Origin of the sequence: Azospira sp. APE16 (assembly GCF_047901315.1) — a bacterium.
GTDB lineage: Bacteria > Pseudomonadota > Gammaproteobacteria > Burkholderiales > Rhodocyclaceae > Azospira > Azospira oryzae.
Genome location: NZ_CP179682.1, coordinates 1,746,090 through 1,772,557 on the forward strand (window position 1 = coordinate 1,746,090; position 26,468 = coordinate 1,772,557).

The 26,468-nt window shown below is 66.1% G+C and carries 22 protein-coding genes and 1 riboswitch; of the genes, 9 read left to right on the forward strand and 13 right to left on the reverse strand.

Features of this window, described 5'->3' with window-relative positions; all coding sequences use genetic code 11:
* Window positions 1-196: 196 nt before the first annotated feature.
* Both ACLSSQ_RS08345 and ACLSSQ_RS08350 read right to left on the reverse strand, forming a co-directional pair.
* Window positions 197-667, reverse strand: a complete 471-nt coding sequence (locus ACLSSQ_RS08345; protein WP_014237781.1) for a DUF1854 domain-containing protein — start codon at window positions 665-667, stop codon at window positions 197-199.
* A gap of 5 nt (window positions 668-672) precedes the next feature.
* Window positions 673-2,880: an ABC transporter ATP-binding protein gene (locus tag ACLSSQ_RS08350; protein ID WP_014237780.1), complete on the reverse strand. Its 2,208-nt coding sequence runs from the start codon at window positions 2,878-2,880 to the stop codon at window positions 673-675.
* A gap of 300 nt (window positions 2,881-3,180) precedes the next feature.
* Between ACLSSQ_RS08350 and cphA (ACLSSQ_RS08355) the strand changes: the two genes are divergently transcribed.
* From cphA (ACLSSQ_RS08355) to ACLSSQ_RS08370, 4 genes are all read left to right on the forward strand, one after another.
* Window positions 3,181-5,349, forward strand: coding sequence for a cyanophycin synthetase (gene cphA, locus ACLSSQ_RS08355; protein ID WP_014237779.1), 2,169 nt, complete (start codon window positions 3,181-3,183; stop codon window positions 5,347-5,349).
* Window positions 5,350-5,425: 76 nt separating this feature from the next.
* Window positions 5,426-8,011, forward strand: a complete 2,586-nt coding sequence (gene cphA, locus ACLSSQ_RS08360; RefSeq protein ID WP_014237778.1) for a cyanophycin synthetase — start codon at window positions 5,426-5,428, stop codon at window positions 8,009-8,011.
* A gap of 136 nt (window positions 8,012-8,147) precedes the next feature.
* Window positions 8,148-9,266: an acyltransferase family protein gene (locus tag ACLSSQ_RS08365; RefSeq protein WP_014237777.1), complete on the forward strand. Its 1,119-nt coding sequence runs from the start codon at window positions 8,148-8,150 to the stop codon at window positions 9,264-9,266.
* 122 nt (window positions 9,267-9,388) lie between these two features.
* The gene (locus ACLSSQ_RS08370) at window positions 9,389-9,673 is read left to right on the forward strand and encodes a hypothetical protein (protein WP_014237776.1); all 285 of its coding nucleotides are present in this window, start codon (window positions 9,389-9,391) and stop codon (window positions 9,671-9,673) included.
* Between the two features lie 92 nt (window positions 9,674-9,765).
* Here the strand turns inward: ACLSSQ_RS08370 and ACLSSQ_RS08375 are convergent, their stop codons facing one another.
* Complete coding sequence (locus ACLSSQ_RS08375) at window positions 9,766-10,623, reverse strand: DUF817 domain-containing protein (RefSeq protein WP_014237775.1); 858 nt, start codon at window positions 10,621-10,623, stop codon at window positions 9,766-9,768.
* 102 nt (window positions 10,624-10,725) lie between these two features.
* Entirely contained in the window at window positions 10,726-12,390 is a 1,665-nt protein-coding gene (ettA, locus tag ACLSSQ_RS08380; RefSeq protein WP_014237774.1) for an energy-dependent translational throttle protein EttA, read from the reverse strand.
* A gap of 209 nt (window positions 12,391-12,599) precedes the next feature.
* On the opposite strand from ettA, the gene ACLSSQ_RS08385 reads away from it, so the two are divergent.
* Entirely contained in the window at window positions 12,600-14,228 is a 1,629-nt protein-coding gene (locus ACLSSQ_RS08385) for a methyl-accepting chemotaxis protein (RefSeq protein WP_014237773.1), read from the forward strand.
* Between the two features lie 97 nt (window positions 14,229-14,325).
* On the opposite strand, the gene ACLSSQ_RS08390 is transcribed toward ACLSSQ_RS08385, so the two are convergent.
* Together ACLSSQ_RS08390 and ACLSSQ_RS08395 are read right to left on the reverse strand one after the other, a co-directional pair.
* Window positions 14,326-14,871, reverse strand: coding sequence for a hypothetical protein (locus ACLSSQ_RS08390; RefSeq protein ID WP_014237772.1), 546 nt, complete (start codon window positions 14,869-14,871; stop codon window positions 14,326-14,328).
* A 135-nt stretch (window positions 14,872-15,006) separates the two neighbouring features.
* Window positions 15,007-15,615, reverse strand: a complete 609-nt coding sequence (locus ACLSSQ_RS08395; RefSeq protein ID WP_014237771.1) for a bactofilin family protein — start codon at window positions 15,613-15,615, stop codon at window positions 15,007-15,009.
* Between the two features lie 443 nt (window positions 15,616-16,058).
* On the opposite strand from ACLSSQ_RS08395, the gene ACLSSQ_RS08400 reads away from it, so the two are divergent.
* Window positions 16,059-17,324, forward strand: a complete 1,266-nt coding sequence (locus ACLSSQ_RS08400) for an Hsp70 family protein (protein WP_014237770.1) — start codon at window positions 16,059-16,061, stop codon at window positions 17,322-17,324.
* Window positions 17,325-17,349: 25 nt separating this feature from the next.
* Here the strand turns inward: ACLSSQ_RS08400 and ACLSSQ_RS08405 are convergent, their stop codons facing one another.
* From ACLSSQ_RS08405 to gcvT, 7 genes are all read right to left on the reverse strand, one after another.
* A complete protein-coding gene (locus ACLSSQ_RS08405) occupies window positions 17,350-17,916 on the reverse strand; it encodes a PAS domain-containing protein (RefSeq protein WP_014237769.1) in 567 nt (188 codons plus the stop codon).
* 11 nt (window positions 17,917-17,927) lie between these two features.
* Window positions 17,928-18,665: a DUF2189 domain-containing protein gene (locus ACLSSQ_RS08410; RefSeq protein WP_014237768.1), complete on the reverse strand. Its 738-nt coding sequence runs from the start codon at window positions 18,663-18,665 to the stop codon at window positions 17,928-17,930.
* 24 nt (window positions 18,666-18,689) lie between these two features.
* The gene (locus ACLSSQ_RS08415; protein ID WP_014237767.1) at window positions 18,690-18,959 is read right to left on the reverse strand and encodes a biotin/lipoyl-containing protein; all 270 of its coding nucleotides are present in this window, start codon (window positions 18,957-18,959) and stop codon (window positions 18,690-18,692) included.
* Window positions 18,960-19,088: 129 nt separating this feature from the next.
* On the reverse strand, window positions 19,089-19,616 hold the full coding sequence (locus tag ACLSSQ_RS08420; RefSeq protein WP_014237766.1) for a glycine cleavage system protein R: 528 nt from the start codon (window positions 19,614-19,616) through the stop codon (window positions 19,089-19,091).
* On the reverse strand, window positions 19,609-22,509 hold the full coding sequence (gcvP, locus tag ACLSSQ_RS08425) for an aminomethyl-transferring glycine dehydrogenase (protein ID WP_014237765.1): 2,901 nt from the start codon (window positions 22,507-22,509) through the stop codon (window positions 19,609-19,611). The genes ACLSSQ_RS08420 and gcvP overlap by 8 nt, the downstream gene beginning before the upstream one ends.
* A 63-nt stretch (window positions 22,510-22,572) precedes the next feature.
* Window positions 22,573-22,959: a glycine cleavage system protein GcvH gene (gcvH, locus tag ACLSSQ_RS08430; RefSeq protein WP_014237764.1), complete on the reverse strand. Its 387-nt coding sequence runs from the start codon at window positions 22,957-22,959 to the stop codon at window positions 22,573-22,575.
* A gap of 51 nt (window positions 22,960-23,010) precedes the next feature.
* On the reverse strand, window positions 23,011-24,102 hold the full coding sequence (gcvT, locus tag ACLSSQ_RS08435) for a glycine cleavage system aminomethyltransferase GcvT (protein ID WP_014237763.1): 1,092 nt from the start codon (window positions 24,100-24,102) through the stop codon (window positions 23,011-23,013).
* A 216-nt stretch (window positions 24,103-24,318) separates the two neighbouring features.
* Window positions 24,319-24,428: riboswitch (glycine riboswitch) on the reverse strand.
* Window positions 24,429-24,735: 307 nt separating this feature from the next.
* On the opposite strand from gcvT, the gene ACLSSQ_RS08440 reads away from it, so the two are divergent.
* From ACLSSQ_RS08440 to ACLSSQ_RS08450, 3 genes are all read left to right on the forward strand, one after another.
* On the forward strand, window positions 24,736-24,885 hold the full coding sequence (locus tag ACLSSQ_RS08440) for a (2Fe-2S)-binding protein (protein WP_416244263.1): 150 nt from the start codon (window positions 24,736-24,738) through the stop codon (window positions 24,883-24,885).
* 137 nt (window positions 24,886-25,022) lie between these two features.
* Window positions 25,023-25,496, forward strand: coding sequence for a bacterioferritin (gene bfr, locus ACLSSQ_RS08445; protein ID WP_014237761.1), 474 nt, complete (start codon window positions 25,023-25,025; stop codon window positions 25,494-25,496).
* A 56-nt stretch (window positions 25,497-25,552) separates the two neighbouring features.
* Window positions 25,553-26,419, forward strand: a complete 867-nt coding sequence (locus ACLSSQ_RS08450; RefSeq protein ID WP_014237760.1) for an alpha/beta fold hydrolase — start codon at window positions 25,553-25,555, stop codon at window positions 26,417-26,419.
* Window positions 26,420-26,468: the final 49 nt, after the last annotated feature.

The window sequence follows — 26,468 nt, forward strand, 5'->3', positions numbered from 1 at the left end:
ATGGGTACGGGCAGGCGTTACTTGGTGCGCCGCGGGCGACAGGAGTTCAGATTATTTCAGCTGGCCGCTGGAAATGACACTGCCCGGAGAGGAAGGAGGGACGCCATTCTTCGCGGTGCAGCGGTGAAGAATGGCGCCAATATTACCTCTCCAGCCAGCAGGTATTCGCTCTCTGTGCCCTCTGTGGCGAAGGTTCTTACAGGAAGCGTTCGAGAAACTTGCGGCTGGGCTTGTCCAGGGCCTGGCGGTTGCGGATCAGGTACTGCACGCCGTGGCTGTCGGAAATGAGCAGGGCCTGCTGGTTGAGGCGGCGGATGTCGTCCTCGCCCTTGAGCACCAGGCGGGCGTTGCCCCGGTCCGTTTCCACGTCCCAAGTACTGGGGGTGGCGAAGCTGGAAACGTGCACGATGCGGGAGATGACCGGCATGAACTCCCGGTTGGCCAGTTCTTCGACCACCAGTTGCCGCGGGCCTTCCGGCAGGTCGGCCAGGCGCTCGATCCATAGCAGTTCCTTGCCGTGGGCGTTGACCAGGGCCAGGCCCTCGTCCGGGGCGGTGATGCCGAAGGCGCGCACCGGCACCACGCCTTCGTGGACGTCGCCCTCGGCGCCGGTGAACACCAGCTGGCCGAAGGGATTGCGAATCAGGGTGAAATTGCAGGGCGTCATGGCGTTCATTCCTCGCTCTCACGCTCGGCCAGCTGCTCGTCGAGCTGCTTGGTCTGGGCGGTGTACAGGCGGTAGTAGGCGCCTTCCTTGGCGATCAGTTCGTCGTGCTGGCCTTCTTCCACCACCACGCCGCGATCCATGACCACCAGCCGGTCGGCTTTGCGCAGGGTGGACAGGCGGTGGGCGATGGCGATGGTGGTGCGGCCCTTGATCAGGTTGTCCAGGGCGCCCTGGATTTCCAGTTCGGTTTCCGTATCCACGGCGGAAGTGGCTTCGTCCAGGATCAGGATCTTGGGGTCGATGAGCAGGGCCCGGGCGATGGAGATGCGTTGGCGCTCGCCGCCGGAGAGGGCCTGGCCCCGTTCGCCCACCAGGGAGTCGTAGCCGTGGGGCAGGCGCAGGATGAACTCGTGGGCATGGGCGGCCCGGGCGGCGGCGACGATTTCCTCCCGGCTGGCGTCCGGCTTGCCGTAGGCGATGTTCTCGGCAATGGTGCCGAAGAAGAGGAAGGGCTCCTGCAGCACCAGGCCGATGTGCTTGCGGTATTCGGACACGGGAATGTTGCGCACGTCCACGCCGTCGATGCAGATGGCACCTTCGCCCACGTCGTAGAAGCGGCAGATGAGGTTCACCAGGGTGCTCTTGCCGGAGCCGGAGTGGCCCACCAGGCCGATCATCTCGCCCGGGTTGATCTTCAGGTCCACACCCCGCAGCACGGTGCGGTTGCCGTAGCGGAAGCCCACCCGCTCCACGGTGATGCCGCCTTCCACCTTGGTCAGGTGCTGGGGCTTGACCGGTTCCGGCACGCTGGAAACGTGGTCCAGGATGTCGAAGATACGCTTGGCGCCGGAAGCGGCCTTCTGGGTGTGGGAGACGATGCGGCTCATGGAATCGAGGCGGGTGTAGAAGCGCCCGATGTAGGCCAGGAAGGCGGCCAGGGTGCCCACGGTCACCTGGTTCTTTGTCACCAGCCAGATACCCAGGCCCCAGACGATGAGCAGGCCCACTTCCGTGAGCAGGGTGATGGTGGGGGAGAAGAGGGACCACAGCCGGTTCACCCGGTCGTTGGCCTCCAGGTTGCGCTGGTTGGCGTCCTTGAAACGGCTGGTTTCCCGCTTTTCCTGGGCGAAGGCCTTGACCACCCGGATGCCCGGGATGGTGTCGGCCAGCACGCTGGTGACGCCGGACCAGACCCGGTCGATCTGCTCGAAGCCGTGGCGCAGCTTGTCCCGCACCACGTGGATGAGCCAGACGATGAAGGGCAGGGGAATGAGGGTCACCGCCGCCAGCCAGGGATTGATGGAGACCAGGATCACCGCCGTCATGGTGATCATCAGCACGTCGGTGAAGAAGTCCAGCAGGTACAGGGAGAGGAAGACGCAGATGCGGTCCGACTCGCTGCCGATGCGGGCCATCAGATCGCCGGTGCGCTTGCCGCCGAAGTATTCCAGGGACAGCTTGAGCAGGTGCTCGTAGGTCTGGCTGCGCAGGTCGGCGCCAAGGCGCTCCGACACCAGGGCCAGGATGTAGGTCTTGGCCCAGCCCAGGCCCCAGGCCAGCAGGGCCGAACCCAGCAGGCCGCCCAGATAGAAGTAGACCTTGCCGGTGTCCAGGGGCTGGCCGTTCTGGTAGGGGATCAGCACCTCGTCCATGAGGGGCATGGTCATGTAGGGCGCCACCAGGGTGGCGGCGGTGGAGATCAGGGTCAGGATGAAGCCGGCCAGCAACTGGCCCCGGTAGGGCCGGGCAAAGCGCCACAGGCGGAACAGGGTCCAGGTGGAGGGCGGGGTGTACAGCTCCTTGGCGCAGCTCGGGCAGTCGTCCTGGCCCGGCACCAGGGGGGCGCCGCAGCGGGCGCAGATGGCGGCGGGCGGGGCTTCCACGGGCTGGCCGCTGACGGCGGCATCCCGCTGCTGCTCGAAGTGATCCAGCACCTGGCGGGCGTTGGTGTCCTTGCCCAGGGTATGGCGCCAGCGGGCCAGCTGTCGCTGCTCGTCCACCAGCTCCAGGCTGGCCACGCCGGCATGATCCCGACGCTGCAGGTGGAGGCCGGCCCGGTAGGGAAAGGCCTGCCAGGCAGGCTCTTCGCCGCTGCGGGCGATGAGCTGGCGGTCGGTGACCAGGACCAGGCCCCGGGCAAAGCGCAGGGTCTTGTCCAGGTCCAGTTCCAGGTGGGCCAGGATGGTTTCGTCCGGCCCCAGGAGGGCGGACAACTCCGTCAGCCAGGCACCGGGAAGCTCTTCCAGAGTGGTGGTGAGGGATGCGGATTGGGAGGACAGCTTGGAAATTTCCCGTAAGGGTTCTACGTTTTGTGAAATAATTTTTGCACCCGCCGGTGAACCAAAAGAAAAGTTGCGCGTTGATTTTACCTTACAAAGGAGAGTCCCCCGGAAAAACGGGCCAGGTTGATCCCTTCTTGGGCTACATCGGAAATAGCGCGGAAGCTAAGCTAAACGCAGTTTTCCCCAAGGAGTTGACCTGAGCCTGCAGGTTCCCCGGTTCCGGCACAAGGTATGAGCCACAAGACAATCAAATTTCTGAGCATTACCCATCTCAAGGGTCCCAACGTCTGGACCTACACCCCCGTCCTCGAAGCCCTGATCGACATCGGCGATCTGGAGGACTGTCCGTCCAACACCATCCCCGGTTTCTACGAGCGCCTCTCATCCTGGCTGCCCGGCCTGGTGGAACACCGCTGCAGCTATGACGAGCGCGGCGGCTTCCTGCGCCGGGTGGAAGAGGGGACCTGGCCCGGCCACATCATGGAGCACGTCTCCCTGGAGCTGCAGGCCCTGGCCGGCATGCCCGGCGGCTTCGGCCGCGCCCGGGAAGTGCCGATCCGCGGTGTCTACAAGGTGGTGGTGACGGCCTGGCACGAGATGGTCACCCGCTACGCCCTGGAAGCGGCCCGGGACCTGGTCATGGCCGGGATCGAGGACAAGCCCTTCGACGTGGCGGCGGCGGTGAGCCACCTGCGGGAGCTGGTGGACGACTACTGCCTCGGCCCCTCCACCGGCTGCATCGTGGAGGCCGCCGAGAGCCGGCACCTGCCCTTCATCCGCCTGTCCACTGGCAACCTGGTGCAGCTGGGTTACGGTTCCCGCCAGCGCCGCATCTGGACGGCCGAGACGGACCGCACCAGCGCCATTGCCGAAAGTATCTCCCGGGACAAGGACCTGACCAAGAGCCTGCTGGCCTCCTGTGGCGTGCCGGTCCCCGAGGGCGTCACCGTCAAGTCGTCGGAAGATGCCTGGGAAGCGGCCGAGGACATCGGCCTGCCGGTGGTGGTCAAGCCCAGCGACGGCAACCACGGCCGCGGCGTGTTCACCAACCTGACCACCCGGGAAGAGATCGAGACCGCCTTCAGCGTGGCCCAGGACGAAGGCAGCGAAGTCATCGTCGAACGTTTCATTCCCGGCAACGAACATCGCCTGCTGGTGGTGGGCGGCCGCATGGTGGCCGCCTCCCGGGGCGAGACCGCCCAGGTGGTGGGGGACGGCAAATCCACCGTGCTGGAACTGATCGAGCTGCAACTGAATTCCGATCCCCGCCGCGGCAACAGCGAAGATCATCCGCTCAACCGGGTCCGCCTGGATTCCGCCGCCCGCCTGGAGGTCCGGCGCCAGGGCTTCGAGCCCGACGGCGTGCCGCCGGAAGGCAAGGTGGTGGTGATCCAGCGCAACGGCAACGTCTCCATCGACTGTACCGCCGAAGTGCATCCGGATACGGCCGAGACCGTGGCCCTGGCGGCCCGCATCGTCGGTCTGGACATCGCCGGGGTGGACCTGGTGGTGGAGGACGTGTCCAAGCCCCTGGCCGACCAGGGCGGCGCCATCGTCGAGGTCAATGCCGGTCCCGGCCTGCTGATGCACATCAAGCCCGCTGCCGGCGAGCCCCAGCCTGTGGGCAAGGCCATCGTCGAACACCTGTTCCCCAACGGCGACAGCGGCCGCATCCCCGTGGTGGGCATCAGCGGCGGCAAGGGCAAGACCACCGTGGCCCGCGTCGTCACCCGCCTGCTCGAATTGTCCGGCCACTACACCGGCCTGGCCTGCAGCACCGGTCTGTACCTGGACCGCCGCCTGGTGGAAGCCGGGGACCGGGCCCAGTGGGATACGGCCCGCCGCGTCCTGATGAACCGTTCGGTGCAGGCTGCCGTGATCGAGAATAGCGCCACTTCCATCGTCACCGAAGGCCTGGCCTACGACCGTTGCCAGGTGGGGGTGCTGACCAATTTCGAGCCCATCGAGGACCTCAGCAAGTACTACATGGACTCCCCGGAGAAGCGCTTCACCACCCTGCGTACCCAGGTGGACGTGGTGCTGCCCACCGGCGTCGCCGTGCTCAATGCCCGGGAACCCCAGCTGGTGGAGATGGCCGAGCTGTGCGACGGCGAGGTGATCTATTTCGCCGCCGATCCGAGCCTGCCGGTACTGGCCGAGCACCGCTCCAAGGGCGGTCGTGCCGTGCTGCTGCGGGAAGGTGCCGTGGTCCTGGCCAAGGGCTGGGAGGAAACCAAGCTGCTGGACCTGGCCCAGGTGCCCATGGCTGCCGGCGGCGAAGCCTTCCAGGCCGAGAACGTGCTGGCCGCCGTGGCTACGGCCCGGGCCCTGGACATTGCCCCCGAGGTGATCCGCGCCGGCCTGGAAACCTTCGTGCTGGACGCTGCACCCGCCATTTGATGATTGCCGACTGACGAGACGCCTGCCCCGGGCTTTCCCGGGCAGGCCCGACTAAACGGTCACAACAGGATTTTTTATGGAAGTCTCCCGCATCCGAGCCCTGCGCGGCCCCAACCTGTGGAGCCGCCACACCTCCATCGAAGCCATCGTTACCTGTAGCGAGGCCGAGCGCTTTTCCCCCGCCTCTTCCGCCCTGCTGGAAAGTTTCCTCGACCGGCTGCTGGAGCGCTTCCCGGAAATCGGCCTGGTCATGCCGGCCGGTGCCGCTGCCCTGCCGTCCGTGGCCCATGCCCTGCAATTTGCGGCCCTGGGCCTGCAGGCTTCCGCCGGCTGCCCGGTGACCTTCAGCCGCACTTCCGAAACCCTGGACCCCGGGGTTTACCAGGTGGTGGTGGAATACACCGAGGAGCCCGTCGGGCGCCTGGCCTTCGACCTGGCCGTGTCCCTGTGCCAGGCGGCCCTGGAGAACACGCCCTTCGACCTGGACAATGTGCTGGCCCGCCTGCGGGAACTGGACGAGGACGTGCGCCTCGGTCCTTCCACCGGTTCCATCGTCGATGCGGCCATTGCCCGCAACATCCCCTTCCGCCGTCTGACCGAGGGCAGCCTGGTGCAGTTTGGCTGGGGCAGCAAGCAGCGCCGCATCCAGGCGGCCGAAATGGATTGCACCAGCGCCATTGCCGAATCCATCGCCCAGGACAAGGAACTGACCAAGGAACTGCTGCGCGCCGCTGGCGTGCCGGTGCCCTGGGGCCGGACCGTGGCCGATGCCGACGATGCCTGGGCGGCCGCCCAGGAGATCGGTCTGCCGGTAGTGGTCAAACCCCGGGACGGTAACCAGGGCAAGGGCGTGGCGGTCAACCTGAAGAGCGAGGCGGAGGTCCGCCAGGCCTTCGATGTGGCTTCCGAATTCCGCGATGATGTGATGGTGGAACGCTACCTGCCCGGCCAGGACTTCCGCGTCCTGGTGGTGGGCAAGCAGCTGGTGGCGGCCGCCCGCCGCGATCCGCCCCAGGTCATCGGCGACGGCGTGCATACCATCCGCCAGCTGGTGGACCAGGTGAATGCGGACCCGCGCCGGGGCGAGGGCCATGCCACCTCCCTGACCAAGATCCGTTTCGATGAAATCGCCCTGGCCACCCTGGCCCGGCAGAACTACAACGCCGACTCGGTGCCGCCCCGTGGCGCCCGGGTGCCCCTGCGCAACAACGCCAACCTGTCCACCGGCGGCTCGGCCACCGACGTCACCGACGACGTCCATCCCGAACTGGCGGCCAAGGCCGTGGCCGCGGCCCAGATGGTGGGCCTGGACATCTGCGGTGTGGACGTGGTGTGCGAGACCGTGCAGCGCCCCCTGGAAGAGCAGGGCGGCGGCATCGTCGAAGTCAATGCAGCCCCCGGCCTGCGCATGCACCTGCAGCCTTCCTTCGGCAAGGGCCGGGCGGTGGGCGAGGCGGTCATCTCCACCATGTATCCGGACGGCGACGACGGCCGCATCCCGGTGGTGGCCGTGGCCGGCACCAACGGCAAGACCACCACGGTGCGCCTGATTTCCCACCTGTTCACCTGCAATGGCCAGCGCACCGGCATGACCGGCACCGACGGTGTCTATATCCAGGGCAAGCGCATCGACACCGGCGACTGCTCCGGTCCGAAGAGCGCCCGCAACGTCCTGCTGCACCCGGATGTGGATGCGGCCGTGCTGGAAACCGCCCGGGGCGGCGTGTTGCGCGAGGGCCTGGGGTTCGATCGTTGCAACGTGGCCGTGGTCACCAATATCGGCATGGGCGACCACCTGGGCCTGGCCTACATCAATACCGTGGAAGACCTGGCGGTGGTGAAGCGGGTCATCGTCGAGAACGTGGCCAACAACGGCACCGCCGTGCTCAATGCCACCGACCCCATCGTCGCCCGCATGGCCGAGTCCTGCCCGGGCAGCGTCACCTTCTTCGCCGCCGATCCGCACCATCCGGTGATGGCCACCCAGTTCGCCCAGGGCCGTCGCGGCCTCTATGTGGAAGGCGGCGACATCGTGGCCGCCGAAGGTTCCACCGTGGTCCATCGCATCCCCCTCTCCGGCGTGCCCCTGACCCGTAACGGCAGCATCGGCTTCCAGGTGGAAAACGTCATGGCGGCCACCGGTGCCGCCTGGGCCATCGGCATCTCCTGGGAGGTGATCCGCCAGGGCCTGGCCACCTTCGTCAGCGACGCCTCCACCGCTCCCGGCCGTTTCAACCTGTTCGACTACAAGGGCGCCACCCTGATCGCCGACTACGGCCACAATCCGGATGCCATCCAGGCCCTGACCAACGCCATCGCCACCATGACGGCCAAGCGCCGTTCCGTGGTCATCAGCGGTGCCGGCGACCGCCGCGACGAGGATATCCGCCAGCAGACCCGCATCCTCGGCGGTGCCTTCGACGAGGTCATCCTGTACCAGGATGCCTGCCAACGCGGCCGCGCCGACGGTGAAGTGCTGGGCCTGTTGCGGGAAGGCCTGCAGGGCGCCAGCCGCACCCGGAACGTGGAGGAGGTGCGGGGCGAGTTCCTGGCCATCGACACGGCCCTGGCCCGGCTGAGCCCGGGCGACCTGTGCCTGATCCTGGTGGATCAGGTGGATGAAGCCCTGGAGCATATTGCCAAGCGCGTCAAAGAGGCTTGATTTTGCTACAATTCCGGGGTTTGCCTGACGGCGGGCCCCGGACGTTGTCCCCGGGCCGTTCTCTCAACCGCAATTTACAACCTGGAATCCGTGCCACCATCGCCCGCGGCGATGGCGACCCCCTGCTCAAGCTGCCATGTCCTCCGGACCATCCCGCCTGGTATTCATCGACGTCCTCAAGGCGTTTGCTTCCCAACTGATCGTTCTGCACCACCTGGCCTTCTACGGCCCCATGTCCGACGCCGCCCAGGAGCTGGTTCCCGGCCTCATCGGCTGGCTCAGCGAATATGCCCGCATCGCCGTCCAGGTGTTCCTGGTGGTGGGCGGCTTTCTCGCCATTCGCGCCCTGGCGCCCCAGGGCCAACTGCTGACGCGACAGCCGGTCAATATGCTGGCGCGGCGTTACCTGCGCCTGGTGCCGCCATTCCTTGCCGCCATGGCCATCGCCGTCGTCTGTGCCCATGTGGCCCGCCTGTGGATGGATCACGACTCCATCCCGGACAAGCCCATGGCCCTGCAGGTGCTGGCCCACGCCTTCCTGCTGCACAACATCCTGGATTTTGATGCCCTCTCCGCCGGGGTCTGGTATATCGCCATCGACTTCCAGCTCTTCGCCCTGCTGGTCGGCCTGCTCTGGCTGGGGCGCTGGGGCCGGGAACGCATTCCCGCCATGGCCGGCGGTCGCAGCCGCGGCGTGCACAGCCTGGGCATGATCCTGGTGTTTTCCCTGGTGCTGGCTTCCCTGTTCCATTTCAACCGGGACGCCAGCTGGGATGTCTGGGCCGTCTATTTCTTCGGCGCCTACGGCATGGGTGTGATGGCCTACTGGGCTTCCGAGCGGGGGCAGTCCCCCGTCTGGCTGGCCATCATCGCCTCGGTGGCCCTGGTGGCCCTGTTCCTGGATTTCCGCCTGCGCATCGCCGTGGCCCTGTGCGCTGCCCTGGCCCTGGGCCTGGCCCGGCGCAGCGGCTGGATGGAACGCTGGCCCCTGGGTTTGCCGGGCCAGACGGCCATCACCTTCCTCTCCCGGGTTTCCTATTCCGTTTTCCTGGTGCATTTCCCGGTCTGCCTGCTGGTCAATGGTGCTTTTGACCGCTTCGTCCCGGCGGAGCCTGCCCTGCAGCTGACGGGCATGGTCCTGGCCTGGCTGGGCAGCATCGTGGCGGGCACGGCCTTCCATTTCTATGTGGAAAGCCGCCAGTGGAACCTCTCCGGAATGCTGCAAACCCTGTGGCGGCGCACTGCCAAGGCCTGATTCCGGGCCTGGCGGCGACCTGGCAATTAAAGTGAAACTTTAAGTCAACCGATTAAATCTCTCCTGCGTTATTGGCCTCATGGGGCAAGAAATTGTCCCGGTCATTCAAAGGAGAGTATCAAATGGGCAGTCTGAGCAACGAATCCTTCGAAGAATTCCTGGATTCCCTGAAACGGGCCGGAATCACCATCACCCGCGAAGATGAACTGCGCGAGCGCCTGGCCGAAGCCCAAAGCTGGCGTTACGCTTTCATGACCCTGGCCAACAATGGCCGTTCCATCGGTATCCGCTTTGAAGATCAGGGCGCCAGCCAGAATCTGGATGTGGTGCGCAACGCCTTCAGCGCCTACCAGTTTCCCGAGCAGTACGAAGCCGCGTTCGAAGCCAGCCTGCGTCCCCGCCACTAAGCGGGCCGCCCAGGTAAAGGGCCACCAAAGATTCCCAAAAATACCCGTCCTTGAGGCGGGTATTTTTTTGCCGGCCATCCCGACAGGGATGGCTAGGGCGAAATCTGAATTCGGGCTTTGACCTGCTTGAGGCCGCTGATCAGGGAAAAACTCATCAGGGCCAGCATGGTCCAGGATGACCATTTGCCCAGATGCACGGTGGCCCAGGCACCCAACTGGTTGGGATAGCGCCAGACGCCGAGAAAGGTGCCCATGTTCTCTGCCAGCCAGATGAAAAAGCCCACCAGGATGAAGCCGAGCAGGAAGGGCATGGAACGTTCCCGGTCCAGGGGGGGGAAAACGATGCTGCTGCGGGCGTAAAGCCCCAGGGCGAGGGCGGCCAGATACCAGCGGTAGTCGCCGATGAAGTGGTGGGTAAACAGGTTGAGATAGAGCAGCAGGGCCAGGCCGCCGCTCATCCAGTAAGGCGGGTGGCGTTCGATTCGCAGATGGAGGATGCGCCACGCCTGCATGACATAGCTGCCGACAGCTGCGTACATGAAGCCGGAGAACAGTGGTACGCCCAACACCTTGGTCAAGGCGGGGTCCGGGTAGCTCCAGGAGGCGATGGGAGCGGATACCTTGAAGACCTCTAGGGCGAATCCTGCCAGGTGGAAGAGCAGGATGGTCCGGGCTTCATCCCAGGTTTCAATGCGCCGCCACAGCAGCCATGCCTGCAAGGCCAGGGCGATCAGCAGGAGCAGGTCGTAGCGGGCGATGCCCAGCCAGCCCCCCCGCGGCACGACGAAGAGGGCGAGAAAGAACAGTCCGGCGAAGATGCAGGCCCGGGCTTCCTTGATGCCGAACCACCAGAATTCCGCCACAAAACGCCGCCAGCCGCTCAGGGCGGGGCGTTCCTGCCGGTTTTCCAGGTGCAGGTCGAGGCGGCGCAAGGTGGCGTAAAGGGGCATGAAAGTTATCTAGATGGAAAAAGCCCGCCAAAGGCGGGCTTGGGGTCGTGCTGACAGGCGGCCATTCCGGACGGCAACGTCGCGGGGGGGCTGCCTGAGCCCTCAACGGCTGATGGGCTTGTAGCGGATGCGCTTGGGCTTGGCGCCTTCTTCGCCCAGGCGCTTCTTCTTGTCGGCTTCGTATTCCTGGTAGTTGCCGTCGAAGAAGGTCCATTGGGAATCGCCTTCGGCCGCCAGGATGTGGGTACAGATCCGGTCCAGGAACCAGCGGTCGTGGGAGATGATGAGGGCCGAGCCGGGGAATTCCAGCAGGGCGTCTTCCAGGGCCCGCAGGGTTTCCACGTCCAGGTCGTTGGAAGGTTCGTCCAGCAGCAGGACGTTGCCGCCCTCCAGCAGGGTCTTGGCCAGGTGCAGGCGGCCACGCTCGCCGCCGGAGAGGGTGCCGACCTGCTTCTGCTGGTCGCCGCCCTTGAAGTTGAAGCGGCCGATGTAGGCCCGGCTGGGCATTTCGAACTTGCCCACGGTGAGGATGTCGGCGCCGTTGGCGATTTCCTCGAAGACGGTCTTGTTGGCGGAAAGGTTTTCCCGGCTCTGGTCCACGAAGGCCATCTTCACCGTGCTGCCGATCTTCACTTCGCCGCTGTCCGGGGCTTCCTTGCCGGTGATCATGCGGAACAGGGTGGATTTACCGGCACCGTTGGGGCCGATGATGCCGACGATGGCACCGGCGGGAATCTTGAAGGACAGGTTGTCGATCAGCAGCCGGTCGCCGAAGGCCTTGGAGACGCCATTGAACTCGATGACCTCATTGCCCAGGCGCTCACCCACGGGGATGAAGATTTCCTGGGTTTCGTTGCGCTTCTGGTATTCGTAGCTGGAGAGTTCCTCGAAGCGGGCGATACGGGCCTTGGACTTGGCCTGGCGACCCTTGGGGTTTTGCCGCACCCATTCCAGTTCCTGTTTCATGGCCTTCATGCGGGCGGCTTCCTGGCGGCCTTCCTGCTCCAGCCGCTCCTCCTTCTGTTCCAGCCAGGAGGAGTAGTTGCCCTTCCAGGGAATGCCCTGGCCCCGGTCCAGTTCCAGAATCCATTCAGCGGCGTTGTCGAGGAAGTAGCGGTCGTGGGTGACGGCCACCACGGTGCCGGGGAAGCGGCAGAGGAACTGTTCCAGCCATTCCACGGACTCGGCATCCAGGTGGTTGGTGGGTTCGTCCAGCAGCAGCATGTCGGGCTTGGAGAGCAGCAGCTTGCACAGGGCGACGCGGCGCTTCTCACCGCCGGACAGGTTCTTGATCAGCGCATCCCAGGCCGGCAGGCGCAGGGCGTCGGCGGCGATCTCCATCTGGGCTTCGGTGTCGCTGCCGGCGGCGGCCAGGATGGCCTCGCAGCGCGCCTGTTCCTCGGCCAGCTTGTCGAAGTCCGCATCGGGTTCGGCGTAGGCGGCGTACACCTCCTCCAGGCGCTGCTTGGCGCCCATGATCTCGCCCAGGGCCGATTCCACCTCCTGGCGCACGGTCTTTTCCGGGTCCAGCTGGGGTTCCTGGGGCAGGTAGCCGATGTTCAGGTTCGGTTGCCACTGCACTTCGCCATCGTATTCCTTGTCGGCGCCGGCCATGATCTTCAGCACGGTGGACTTGCCGGAGCCGTTCAGGCCCAGCAGGCCGATCTTGGCGCCGGGGAAGAAGGAGAGGGAAATATCCTTGATGATCTGCCGCTTGGGCGGGACGATCTTGCTCACGCGGAGCATCGACATTACGTATTGGGCCATGGAGCACTCTTGATGGGTGGAATTCGGCTGGGCCGCGGGCGGGGCCGGCGGCAAAGGCGCTATTGTACCGAGCCTTGCCGCGGGCGCCACCGGGCTTTGTCGACGGAGGCTTTTAGGCAATGATGGCGGTATAGTTTTGGACTATAGTGGTGGAACGTACGAGCAAGCGCCATAAGGCGTACCAATAACAGTCCCTGGGGGTAGCGAAGATGACCTGGTTTGACAACCTGAGCCTGCGGGCCAAGCTGTACTTCAATTTCGCCATTACCGGCGGGGTCCTGATCCTGGCCCTGCTGTTCTGTCTCTATCAATTGCAGAAAGTCGGCGGGGAAACCCGGGACATCATCGGCAACTGGCTGCCTTCCCTGCAGATGGTGGGCAAGATCAGCCAGGAGCGCCTGCGTTACCGGGTGCGCAGCCTGGAGTACATGCTGCCCGGCAGCGCCGAGGACAAGGCCAAAATCGAAAAAAGCCTGGCCAAGCTGGATGAAGACGTGCGTACCGTGCTCAAGGAATACGCGCCTCTGGTAACCGGCTCGGAAGAGCAGAAAATCCTCGACGAGGTGGGTAAGGCGGTCAATGCCTACAAGGCCGTGGTCGAGGAGGCGATTGTGCTGGAAAAGGCTGGCAAGGAAGAGGAGGCCCAGCAGCTGCGGCGCAAGGGCTGGGTGGAAAAGGCCAACCAGCTGCGCGACTCCACCGATGCCCTGGCTAAGTTCAACCGGGAAGGGGCCGACCGTTCCGCCGCCCAGGCCATGAGCGATGTTTCCAGCGCCATCAGCAGCGGCCTGACGGCCCTGGTGCTGGGGCTGCTGGTGGCCCTGGTGGCCTCCTTCCTGCTGGCCCGGCGGATTTCCCGGCGTCTGGAAGAGGCTCTGGCCGGCGCCCGGCGCATCGCCGCCGGCGACCTCACCGGCGCCCTGCCGGCACCGACGGCGGATGAAGTGGGGCGCCTGGTGGGCGCCATGGGCGACATGCAGACGGCCCTGCGCAGCACCATCGGCCAGACCAAGATGGGGGCGGAGGAAATCTCCAGCGCAGCCCAGCAGCTGAACCAGACGGTGAAGCAGATGGAGCAGAGCGTCACCGTGCAGAGTTCCGCCTCTTCAGCCATCGCTGCCAACATTGAGGAACTGACCGTTTCCATCAACCACGTTTCCGACAGTACCGGCGATGCCGCCCGGCTGGCCGGTGAATCCGACGAGCAGGCCCGGGAAGGGCGGGAGACGGTGGAACGGCTGGTGGGGGAAATCGACCAGGTGTCCCATGTGGTGAAGGCGGCGGCCGAGCAGATCGGTGAGCTGGAAGTGGAATCGGCGAAGATTTCCAGCATCGTCAGCGTCATCAAGGACATCGCCGACCAGACCAACCTGCTGGCCCTCAACGCCGCCATCGAGGCGGCCCGGGCCGGCGAGCACGGCCGCGGCTTTGCCGTGGTGGCCGACGAAGTGCGCAAGCTGTCCGAGCGGACGGCCCATTCCACCGGGGAGATCACCCAGATGGTGGATTCCATCCAGGAATCCACCCGGCAGGTGGTGGCCGGCATCAGCGGCGGCGTCGGGGCGGTGGAGAGCAGCGTCAGCCACGCCCAGCAGGCCGGCGAGACCATCGCCAAGCTGCAGGAGATGGCGCGCCGGGTGGCTGAGATCATCGGCGACGTGGATATCGCCCTGCGGGAGCAGTCCACCGCCTCCACGGAAGTGGCGCGCAAGGTGGAGGAAATCGCCACCCACGCGGAGGAAACCAATGCGGCGGCCAACGAGACTTCCCGGGCTTCCGATACCCTGGACCGGGTGGCCGGCGAAATGCAGCGGGCGGTCAGCGGCTTCCGGGTTTGATCCTGGCGGGGCCATGCCCCGCAGCCAGCAAAAACGGCACCCCGCGGGGTGCCGTTGTCGTTGATGGCGTCCTGCCTGGGCGCCAGGGCAGGGGGGCTCAAAGTCCGCCCAGGTCCTCGATGGCGTCCACCACCATGCTGGTGCCCACGGCAATGAGCAGGATATCGGAGGCAACCCGCACGTAACGGTAGCCGGCTGGCGGCGTGCCGAGGCGGATGGAAAGGTCCCGCGGCAGGTCGTAGATGACCACGCCGCTGGGCAGGCGGGCGCCCCGCTGCCACTGCTTGGCCTGTCCCGGCGGCAGGCAGCCGTTGTGTTTTTTCGCCAGCCCGGGCGGGCAGCCCTTGCTGCGGATGCTGTTGCCGTAGTAATCCCGGATCAGGTCCCGGTCACCGCCGCCGAAGCGGATTTCCACCGAGGCGCCGTCACGGCGCCCATCCCGGCCATCCCGGCGGCCATCATCGCCCCGGCCCCGGTCATCCCGGTCGTTACGGCCCTTGCCCGGACGTTCGTCCTGGCCATGTTTGTCGTTGCCGCCGCCGGCCCAGGAAGGTTTGTCGGCGAAGGCCGGGGCGGTGCCGAGCATCAGGCCTAGGCCGATGGCGGTCCACAGGGGGGCATGTTTGTGTTTTGGCTGGGACATGGATCAGTCTCCTGGCTGGTGTTGTCGTGGCCCGCAGGAAGCGGGCGGGTCGAGCTTAACCCTCCGCCCGCAGCCGTTCAAGGCCCGGCGGCGGATGGGCCGCAAAGCCCGCCCGCCGCCGGGCCTGCCGGTGGCCTAGAGCAGTGCGTTTTCCTTCTTGCCCTCCTTCAGGGTGACGTTGCCGTGCAGGGTCGGAATGCCGGGTTCGGCCGGGCTGGCCTTGGCCGAGCCTGCCTGGTGTTCATCCCCCAGGGAGCGCACGTCGCCGGAAACCTGGCCGCCTTCGTCGATGAGGATGCTGCCGTAGCGGATGGTGCCGCTGACTCGGCCGCTGGCGTGGATGAACAGCTGCTTGCGGGCCACCAGCTCGCCTTCGAAGGTGCCCCGGATTTCCGCCACGTCGATGCTGACCTTGCCGGAAAAGGCGCCCTGTTCGGCGATCTGGATCAGGCGGCTGTCCAGGGTGGCCTCCACCCGTCCTTCCACCACCAGGGTGTCGCAATCCTGGATTTCCGCCCCCTTCAGCTTGACGTCGGGGCCGACGATGAGACGGCTGCCGGAGGGCTGTTCCTTGTCGGCAGCCACCGGCGCCGGCGGCGGTGCACTGGCCGTGCTGGCCGTGCTGGCTTTGGGCGCGCTGCTGACGTTGCTGCTGTTGGTCTGGGGCGCGCTGCCGGGCCAGGGATTGCGGGGCAGGACGGTTTCCTCGCGCTTGGAGGAAAACAGGGATTGCTTGTTCAGCATGGAAGCTCCTTTTCGCAGGTTGGAGCCTTTACTTCGCAAGGCCCGTGCCTGGGATCGGGAAAGGATGCCGCTGCCAGCCAGGGCTGGCTGAAATCCCGCGCCAGTTGGCGACTTTGGGGCGGGTGCGACGATTACGGCAATGCTCCCGGCCTGCTTCCGGCGACCCGGATTTGTCGTGGGCTCCCGACGGCCTGGGGAGCCAATGCCCCTAAGTGCCTGTTTTTTAGGCGATGGCTGCCTGTTGGGGGAGGGCGACGTCGGGGCCGGCCCGGGTCGGGGGTGCCGGCCATGGGGCCGGGCGCCCCTTTTCCCCGTTGCCTCAATGGCTTGGCCGACCGCCCGGGTAGACATCCGCCGGAGCCTGGCGTAGCATCCGCCGCCCCCTGCCGACCTCGCCGCGTTGGCCGGCAACCTTCGTCTTCGCCACCAACCGCCGTCATTCCATGCCTGCCACCGCTCCCCGCCGCGCCTGCGGCCTCGACTTCGGCACCTCCAACTCCACCGTGGGCTGCCTGCGCCCCGGCCAGCCCACGCTGCTGGCCCTGGAGGAGGGCAAGGTGACCCTGCCGTCCGTGGTCTTCTTCAATGCGGAAGACAACAGCACCAGCTTCGGCCGGGCCGGCCTGGGCGAGTATCTGGCCGGCTACGAGGGCCGCCTGATGCGCTCCCTGAAAAGCCTCCTGGGCAGCAGCCTGCTGGACGGCAAGACCGAAGTGCAAGGCCGGGCCCTGCATTTCCGTGACCTGCTGGCCCAGTTCATCGGCGAACTGAAGCGACGGGCCGACCGCCAGGCCGGCGGCGAATTCGAGCAGGCGGTGCTGGGCCGGCCGGTGTTCTTTGTGGACGACGACAGCGACGCCGACCGCCTGGCCGAGAACACCCTGGGCGACATCGCCCGGGCCGTGGGCTTCAAGGAGGTCAGCTTCCAGTACGAGCCCATCGCCGCCGCCTACCACTACGAGACCACTCTGGCGCGGGAGGAACTGGTGCTGGTGGCCGACATCGGCGGCGGCACCTCGGACTTTTCCCTGATCCGCCTTTCCCCCGAGCGGGCACGCCAGGCGGAGCGCCGGGACGACCTGCTGGCCAACGGCGGCGTGCATATCGGCGGCACCGATTTCGACCGCCTGTTGAGCCTGGCCGGGGTCATGCCCCTGCTGGGCTACCGCAGCCTGCTGCGCAGCGGCCGGGAAATGCCGGCCAGCATCTTCTTCAACCTGGCCACTTGGCACACCATCAACTTCGCCTACACCCGCCAGGTGCTGGCCGAACAGCAGCGCCTGGCCATGGATGCGGCAGCGCCGGAAAAGATGCAGCGCCTGCTGGGGCTGATCGGAGAACGGGCCGGTCACTGGCTGGCCAACGAGGTGGAGCAGGCCAAGATCGCCCTCTCGGATGCGGACACCTGCACCCTGTCCCTGGAGCGCCTGGAAGCCGGCCTCAGCCATGAGCTGAGTCGCAGCGAGTTCGATCAGGCCACGACAAGCCTGGTGGAACGGGTCGAAGGCACCGTCAGCGACTTGCTGCGGCAGGCGGGTGTCGACGCCGGGCGGATCGATACGGTGTTCTTCACCGGCGGTTCCAGCGGCATTCCCCGTCTGCGCCAGCGCATCGCCGCCGTCCTGCCCCAGGCCCGGGCGGTGGAAGGGGATCTCTTCGGCAGCATCGGCGCTGGCCTGGCGGTGGAAGCGGCGCGGCGCTACGGCTGAGGCCGAGGCTGGCGGCTGAACCGGCTCAGGCCCCTGCCGGCTTGTCGGCAGCCCAGGCCAGGGCCAGGGAGCCGATGGTCTGGCCCGTATCGTCCTGGATCACGGAAAAACTCATGCTGACGTAGCGCTTCTGCCCGTCCACCTGCAGGGCCCGGGTCAGGCGGGGCTTGCCCGGATGCTGCACGGCGCCCCGGGCCATGGCCTGGTGGAAGCCGCGCCAGTGGGCGGCGCGCAGATGCTCCGGAATGATCAGGTCCAGACTGGCGCCGATGGCGGCGGCGGCGGGAAAGCCGAAGAGGGCGGTGGCCGCCCCATTCCACAGGCGGATTACTCCTTCCTTGTCGGCCAGGATCAGGGCCGCATCCATTTGCTCGGCCAGCAGCCGGTGGATCGACGCCGGCAGGTCGTCCGGGGCAGGGCCCAGCACCTGCCAGGCATACATGAGGGAAGCTTCGTTGAATTCCTGGCCGCTTTCCTCATCCCGCCACCACCGGTTGCCCTGGGCATCCTCTCCCCGGTAGCGCCAGCGGCGCTGTTCGCCGCTGCACAGTTCGATGCGGTAGAGGCTGTGCGGCAGCAGGGGCGCAGACATGGGAACTCCCTTTATTCCAGGGGAAAGACCTGTTGGTAGAGGGCGTGGCTGGCGTAGGCCAGCAGGGGGAAAACCAGCGGAAAGGGAAACAGCAGCAGGATGCTGCCGATGACGCCGGCAGCCAGCAGGACGCCCCACAGCAGCGCCAGGAGGAAGTTACCGAAGACGGCGCGGACGCTGAGAACCACGGCCTGGATCAGGTTGGCCCGGCCGTAGTGCAGCAGGGGCACGGCGAAGGCGGTGACGGCGTAGATCATGAAGGCCAGCACCGCCCCCATGAGGGAGCTCCAGCGCAGGAAGGCCTGCACGTCGGTGCCGGGGCTGAGCAGGGTGGCCAGGCCCCGGGGTTCGCCGCCCACCATGAAGCCGTAGAGTGTGGCCGCGTCGGTGATCCAGATCAGGTAGAAAAAGGTGCACACGGCACCGATGGCCCACAGGCCGGTGGGGGCGCGCCGGTAGGCGGTGAAGGCCAGGGCTGCAGGGGCCGCTTCACCACGGGCGCTGCGGTCCGCCAGTTCGAAATAGCCCACCAGCAGCAGGGGGCCGACCAGCATGAAGCCGCCGCTGGCGGCTAGGGCCAGGGGGGCGACGGCGGCCTGGCCCAGGATCAGCCAGATCAGTACGCCGACGACGGCCAGGGGCAGGGCCAGGAGCGCGCTGGGGCCCGGGTTGCGGGCGAAGGTGCGCCCGCCGCTGGCCAGGGCGGCCCCCAGATGGGCAAGTCGCAGACGTCGGGGCTGGATGGCCATGGGGGCTCCCATAGGATCAGGCGGTTAGGACGGGTCCAGGGTCAGCAGCAGGGCGCCTTCGGCCAGGACGTCGCCTGCGCAGACGAAGACTTCCCGCACCGTGCCGGCGTAAGGGCTGGGAATGTCCAGGGCCACCTTGCCGGTTTCCAGGGTCAGGATGTTGTCGTCCCGTGCCAATGTGTCACCGGCTTGGACCAGGAGTTCCAGCACGAAGACGTCGCCCTGGGCGCAGTTGCCGCAACTCTCCCAGCATTCGGGGTATTTGGGCATGCGCACTTCGATGGGACCGGACATGGGGGAAGGGTAAGGGGATGGAGGTGGAATTGTGCCCCGGCCCGGGGCATCGGCCTTTGACCGAAATGAAATGTGGGGAAAAAAGCGGGGAGTGGCCCCGCCCCGGGAACGGGACGGGGGGCGGGAAGCTCAGGCGCTGAGCTTTTCGTCCAGGGAAATATCGACCATGAGATCGTTGGAGAGCCGTTCCAGCTCGCCGGTGAGGCCGCGCACATCCAGTCCCGGCCCGGCCAGCAGGCTGACCTGGGCGTGGAAGAGGATTTCGGCGGACATGGGGGCACTGGAGGTGTGGGTGGCCAGCTCCTCCACATTGACGCCGTGGCGGGCCAGCACTTGGGAGACCTCGCGCACGATGCCAATGCGGTCGTGGCCCACCAGGGAAAGGCGCAGGCGGCGGCCCTTGGGGGCTTCCTGGCTTTCGGGGGAGCTTTCTACCGTCACCTTGAGCAGGGAGAGGCCGGCCAGTGCCTGCTGCAGGGCTGGGGCCTGCTCGGCCGGTACGCTGACCTTGAGGATGCCGGCAAACTTGCCCGCCAGACGGGACATGGAGGATTCCAGCCAGTTGCCCTGATGGGTGGAGATGGCGGTGGATAGCTGCTCCACCAGGCCGGGGCGGTCGTCACCGATGACGGTGAGTACCAGGATCTGATCAGCCATGTTGGTAGTCCTCCACAGGGGCGCAGGCGCAGAAGAGATTGCGGTCGCCGTACACGTCGTCGATGCGGTTCACGCTGGGCCAGAACTTGTTCTCAGCCACCCAGGCCAGGGGATAGCAGGCTTCCTGACGGCTGTAGGGGCGGCTCCAGACCTCGTCGGCCAGATCCTTCTGGGTGTGGGGGGCGTGCTTCAGCGGGTTGTTGTCCGCCGGCCACTGGCCCGCTTCCACCTTGCGGATTTCGTTGCGGATGGCGATCAGGGCGTCGATGAAGCGGTCCAGCTCGGCCTTGGATTCGGATTCGGTGGGCTCCACCATGATGGTGCCGGCCACCGGGAAGCTCACCGTGGGGGCGTGGAAGCCGTAATCCATGAGGCGCTTGGCGATGTCGATCTCGGCGATGCCGGTGGCCGCCTTGATGGGGCGGATGTCCAGGATGCACTCGTGGGCGACGCGGCCGTTCTTGCCCCGGTACAGCACGGGGTAGTGTTCCTGCAGGCGGGCGGCGACGTAGTTGGCGTTGAGGATGGCCACCTGGGTGGCGGTCTTGACGCCCTTGCCGCCCAGCATGGCGATGTACATCCAGGAAATGGGCAGGATGGAGGCGGAGCCGAAGGGAGCGGCGGAAACGGCGCCCTGGCCCTTGTGCTTGCGCTCGGCAGGGCCGGTGGCCTGCACCGCGTGGTCGGCCATGTAGGGGGCCAGATGGGCCTTGAGGCCGATGGGGCCCATGCCCGGGCCGCCGCCGCCGTGGGGGATGGCGAAGGTCTTGTGCAGGTTCATGTGGGACACGTCGGCGCCGATGAAGCCGGGAGCAGTGAGGCCCACCTGGGCGTTGAGGTTGGCGCCGTCCATGTACACCTGGCCGCCGTTGGCGTGCACGATGTCGCAGATATCCTTCACCGCTTCCTCGAACACCCCGTGGGTGGAAGGGTAGGTGAGCATCAGGCAGGAGAGCTTGGCGGCGTGCTGCTCGGCCTTGGCCTTGAGATCGGCCACGTCCACGTTGCCGTTGTCGTCGCAATCCACCACCACCACCTGCAGGCCGGCCATCTGGGCGGTGGCCGGGTTGGTGCCGTGGGCGGACTTGGGAATCAGGCAGATGTCGCGCTGGCCCTGGCCGTTGGCCTCCTGGTAGCGGCGGATGGCCACCAGGCCGGCGTATTCGCCCTGGGCGCCGGAGTTGGGCTGCATGCAGACGGCGTCGAAACCGGTGACGGTCTTCAGCCACTCGGCCAACTGCTCGATCATCTCCAGGTAGCCCTGGGCCTGGTCCAGGGGCGCGAAGGGGTGGATGTCGCCGAACTCGGGCCAGGTGACGGGAATCATCTCGCTGGTGGCGTTCAGCTTCATGGTGCAGGAACCCAGGGAGATCATGGAGTGATCCAGGGCCAGGTCCTTGTTCTGCAGCTTCTTCAGGTAGCGCAGCATCTCGTGTTCGGTGTGGTGGGTGTTGAACACGGGATGGCTGAGGATGGCGTCGGTGCGCAGCAGCTCGGCCGGCAGGGCTGGGTCGGCGGCGGCCACCTGGGCGTCCAGGGCCTCGATGTCGACTTTCACGCCAGCGATGAGTTGCAGCAGGGTGGCCACGTCTTCCCGGGTGGTCTTTTCATTGAGGGCGATGCCGAGGCGGCCGCCCTCGATCAGACGCAGGTTGTAGCCGGCATTCTGGGCGGCCTGGTACACGGTGAGGGCCTTGGCCCCCAGGTCCAGCTGCAGGGTGTCGAAGTAGCAGGCGTTGAGCTGCTTGATGCCGGCCTTGGCCAGGCCCGTGGCCAGGATGGCGGCCAGGCGGTGGATGCGGCGGGCGATGGTCTTGAGACCCTCGGGGCCGTGATAGACGGCATACATGCCGGCCATGTTGGCCAGCAGCACCTGGGAAGTACAGATGTTGGAATTGGCCTTCTCCCGGCGGATGTGCTGTTCCCGGGTCTGCAGGGCCATGCGCAGGGCCTTGTTGCCCCGGGCATCGACGGAGACGCCGATGATGCGGCCGGCCACGGAGCGCTTGTGTTCGTCCTTGCAGGCGAAGAAGGCGGCATGGGGGCCGCCGAAGCCCATGGGAATGCCAAAGCGCTGGGAAGAACCCAGGGCCATGTCGGCCCCCATGGCACCGGGGGATTTCAGCAGCACCAGGGCCATGAGGTCGCAGGCCACGGCGGTGACGGCACCCTTGGCCTTGAGGGCGGCGATGGTGGCGGTGAGGTCCTGCACCTCCCCCTTGTCGTTGGGGTACTGCAGCAGGGCGCCGAAGACCTCCACCGTGGCGGCTTCTTCCACCGGCCCGAAGATCAGCTCGAAGCCGAAGTAGGCGGCCCGGGTCTTGACCACGTCGATGGTCTGGGGGAAGCAGGCTGCATCCACGAAGAAGCGGTTGGAGCCGGACTTGGAGACGCGGCGGGCCATGGTCATGGCCTCGGCGGCGGCGGTGGCCTCGTCCAGCAGGGAGGCGTTGGCCAGTTCCAGACCGGTGAGATCGATGATCACCTGCTGGTAGTTGAGCAGGGCTTCCAGGCGGCCCTGGGCGATCTCGGCCTGGTAGGGGGTGTAGGCGGTGTACCAGCCCGGGTTTTCCAGCACGTTGCGCAGGATCACCTTGGGCGTCAGGGTCTCGTGATAGCCCTGTCCGATGAGGGACTTTTTCACCACATTGCGACCGGCCAGGGCCTTCAGGTCGGCCAGGGCCTCATGCTCGCGCCGGGGGGCGGGCAGGGGCAGGTCGGCGGGGAAGCGGATGGCGGCGGGCACGGTCTGATCCACCAGCTGATCCAGGCTGGCGGCACCGATGGCGGCCAGCATCTGGCTCATTTCGCTGGCGCAGGGGCCGATGTGGCGGGCGATGAACTCGTCCTTCTGTTCCAGGGCGGAAAGGGACTGGGGCAGGGTATCGGACATGGGCAATCTCGGGAGGCGGAAAGAAAAAAGGGAAGGGGCTTTGCCCTTCCCTTGTCTGTTGGCTTATTCGCTGTCGGCCACGGCACCGTAGGCGGCGGCATCGAGCAGGGCGCCCAGGTCGCCGGCGTTGGCCGGCTGCAGCTTGAACAGCCAGGCGGCGTAGGCGTCCTGGTTGAGGGTCTCGGGGGCATCCACCACGGCCTCGTTGACGGCGGTGACGCTGCCGGCGATGGGGGCGTACACGTCGGCGGCGGCCTTCACGGATTCCACCACGGCGGCTTCCTGGCCGGCGGCCAGGGTCTTGCCCACTTCCGGCAGCTCGATGAAGACCAGGTCGCCCAGGGCTTCCTGGGCGTGGTCGGTGATGCCCACGGTGACGCTGCCGTCGGCTTCGAGGCGAACCCATTCGTGGCTCTTGGTGTACTTCAGATCGGCGGGAACGTTGGACATGGAACTCTCCTTAAGTTGAATGTGAATTCTGATTGCTGAAATCGGGATAAATCAGGCCACGGCCTTGCCGTGACGGGCGAAAACGGGTTTGACCACCTGGGCGTTGAGCAGCTTGCCGCGGATATCCACCTGCACGGTGTCGCCAATGGCGACGCCCAGGGGCAGGCGGGCCAGGGCGATGGATTGTTCCAGGGTGGGGGAGAAGGTGCCGCTGGTGATTTCACCCTCGCCCTGGCTCGTCACCACCTTCTGGTGGGCCCGCAACACGCCCTTGTCCAGCAGCTTGAGGCCGAGGAACTGGGCCTTCTGGCCGTTGGCGAGGAGGGCGGATTTGCCGACGAAGTCCCGCTCGGACTTGAGGTCCACGGTCCAGGCCAGGCCGGCGTCCAGGGGGGAGACGGTTTCGTCCATATCCTGGCCGTAGAGGTTCATGCCGGCCTCCAGGCGCAGGGTGTCCCGGGCGCCCAGGCCGCAGGGGCGCACGCCGGCGGCGATCAGGGCATTCCAGAAGTCCTCGGCCTTGGCAGCGGGGAGGGCGATCTCGAAGCCGTCCTCGCCGGTGTAGCCGGTGGTGGCAATGAAGAACTGGCCGATCTGGGTGCCGAAGAAGGGGGCCAGGTTTTTCGTGGCGGCCTTCACCTCGGGCAGCACCTGCCACACCTTGGCCTTGGCCTGGGGGCCTTGCACGGCGATCATGGCTACGGCCTTGGGACCTTCGCGCAGGGGAATGACGGAGACGTCCAGCTGCCACTGACCCAGGAGCTGATCCATCCAGGCCAGGTCCTTGTCGGCGGTGCCGGCGTTGATGACCACCCGGTAGTGGGTGTCGGTGAGGTAATAGACGATGAGATCGTCCACCACGCCGCCTGCCTCGTTGAGCATGGCGCTGTAGAGGGCCTTGCCCGGGACTTTCAGCTTGTCCACGTTGTTGGCGATGAGGCGCAGGAGGAAGGCCTTGGCGTCGGCACCGGTGACATCCACGGCGCACATGTGAGAGACGTCGAACATGCCGCAGTCGTTGCGCACGGCATGGTGCTCCTCGATCTGGGAGCCGTAGTTCACCGGCATGTCCCAGCCGCCGAAATCCACCATGCGGGCATTGAGGGCGCGGTGGGCCTTGTTGAGGACGGTTTGCTTCGTCATTTCAGTTCCTTGGGCGGGGCTGTGAAAGCCGATTCTGAAAACGAAAAAGGGGCGAGCCGGAAAATTCCAGACAGGTCTGGTTTCCGGCTCGCCCCCTCTGTCCTGCAACCTGAGAGTGTTGCGGTCCCCGTTCGTTCCACCCGGAGGATGGAGAAACAGCGGCCGTTGCCCCCTTCGGTGGGCCGCCCGGACCGGGGGCCGCTCTCCAGAGATGTTCTGCCGCAAACGGTCCTTTTTGCCTGAGCGATTTCGGGGCTAGCGAATGGTGGATTGCGCCTTCGGCGGCAGCCCGTGGAAGCCGGGCCGCGCTCTCCCGTTTGCGCGGCGGACTATACCCAAAGGCAGGGGGCATGACAACAAGCCCGGGCGGCGCTGCCAGCGGCGTTTTCCCAGACCGCGCCAATGCTAGATTTCAGGCCGTCGCCCGGATGCCCGGCAAGGGCCTCCGGGAGGGCCGGGAGTTGGCTTGCTACATGGGTTGATAAATATTTGTTGAGAAGCACTTGCATTTGGATGGGTTCGTGATAATAATTCTCATTAGTTTGTTAGCCATCCATCTGTTCAGGAGCACCCGCCATGTATGTCTGTGTCTGCCACGCCGTTACTGATCGCCAGATCTCAGCGTCCGTAGCCATGGGCGCCTCCACGCTTGCCGACCTGCGCGACGAGCTGGGGGTGGGCACCTGCTGCGGCAAATGCGCCCGGGAAGTGCGCCAGCAGTTGCGCGACGAACTGGGCCAGTGCCGGGGCTGCGGCAAATGCGCTAACGCCAAGCATTGTTGAACCTCGGGTTGCGGTTCGGTCGGGCAGTCCGTTCCGCTTTTTCCCCTTGCCCTCGCGTCACATCGGCGCGGGGGCTTCTTTTTTGTGCCTTGTGCTAATCTACCGGCATCCATTCCCCAACGAATCAGGAGCCAGCCATGAAGGGCGATAAAAAAGTCATTCAGTACCTCAACAAGATTCTGGCCAACGAGCTGACCGCCATCAACCAGTACTTCCTGCATGCCCGCATGTACAAGAACTGGGGCCTGAAGAAGCTCAACGAACACGAGTACCACGAGTCCATCGACGAGATGAAGCATGCCGACAAGGTGATCGAGCGCATTCTCTTCCTCGAAGGCCTGCCCAACCTGCAGCAGCTGAACAAGCTGTTCATCGGCGAGAACACCAAGGAAATGCTGGAGTGCGACCTGAAGCTGGAACTGGCCGCCATCCCCCTGCTGCGCGAAGCCATTGCCTACTGTGAAGGCGTGGCCGACTACGTCACCCGGGATCTGCTGGAAGACATCCTGGAAAGCGAGGAAGAGCATGTGGACTGGCTGGAAACCCAGCTGGAGCTGATCGCCAAGGTGACCCTGCCCAATTACCTGCAGTCCCAGATGCACGACGACTGAGTCCTGCGCCACCACACCCGGGGCCGGCCTGTGCCGGCCCTTTTCATTTGCCTGCCATGAAACCGAGCCGAGTCGAATATTTCTCCCTGCGCGGCCGTCGCCAGGCCCTGCGCCGCTGGGGGCCTGCCGAGGCGCCGCCCCTGGTGTTGCTGCACGGCTGGATGGACGTTGCCGCCTCCTTCCAGTTCGTGGTGGATGCCCTGAGTCGGGAGTGGTCCGTGCTGGCACCGGACTGGAGGGGCTTCGGCGACAGCCAGGAAAATCGGGGGCCCTACTGGTTCGCCGATTACCTGGGTGATCTGGATGCCATGCTGGACAGCCTGTTCCCCCGGCAGGCCGTGCCCCTGGTGGGGCACAGCATGGGCGGCAACGTGGCCTGCCTGTACGCCGGATTGCGGCCCCAGCGGATCAGTCACCTGGTCTCCCTGGAAGGTTTCGGTATCAATGACATGGTCCCGGCCCAGGCGCCGGAACGCTTGTCGGCCTGGCTGGATCAACTGGCTGCGCCGCCCTCACTCCATGCCTACGCCGACCGGACCGCCCTGGCATCCCGCCTGCGCCGGGACAACCCGCGCCTGACACCTGCTCGGGCCGAGTTCCTGGCCACCCATCTGGGGCGTGTCGACGATGACGGGAGTGTGAAGTGGGCCGGCGATCCCTGGCACAAGGCCGCCAGTCCGCTGCTCTACCGGCTTGAGGAAGCCAAGGCCTGCTGGCGCCGGGTCCAGGCGCCCACCCTGTGGGTGCGGGGAGCGGAAACCTCTTTCCTCAAACGCTTTCATATAGACGAGGGCGACTATCGGGAACGCCTGGGCTGTTTTGCCTCGGCCCGGGAAGCCGTGGTGGCCGATGCCGGCCACATGCTGCATCACGATGCGCCCGAGGCGGTGGCAGCGCTGCTGGAGTCCTTCATCACGGCCTGAGGCCAAGGGGCGGCGCGGCCCCTGTGCTATGATTCCGCGCTTTCCTGCT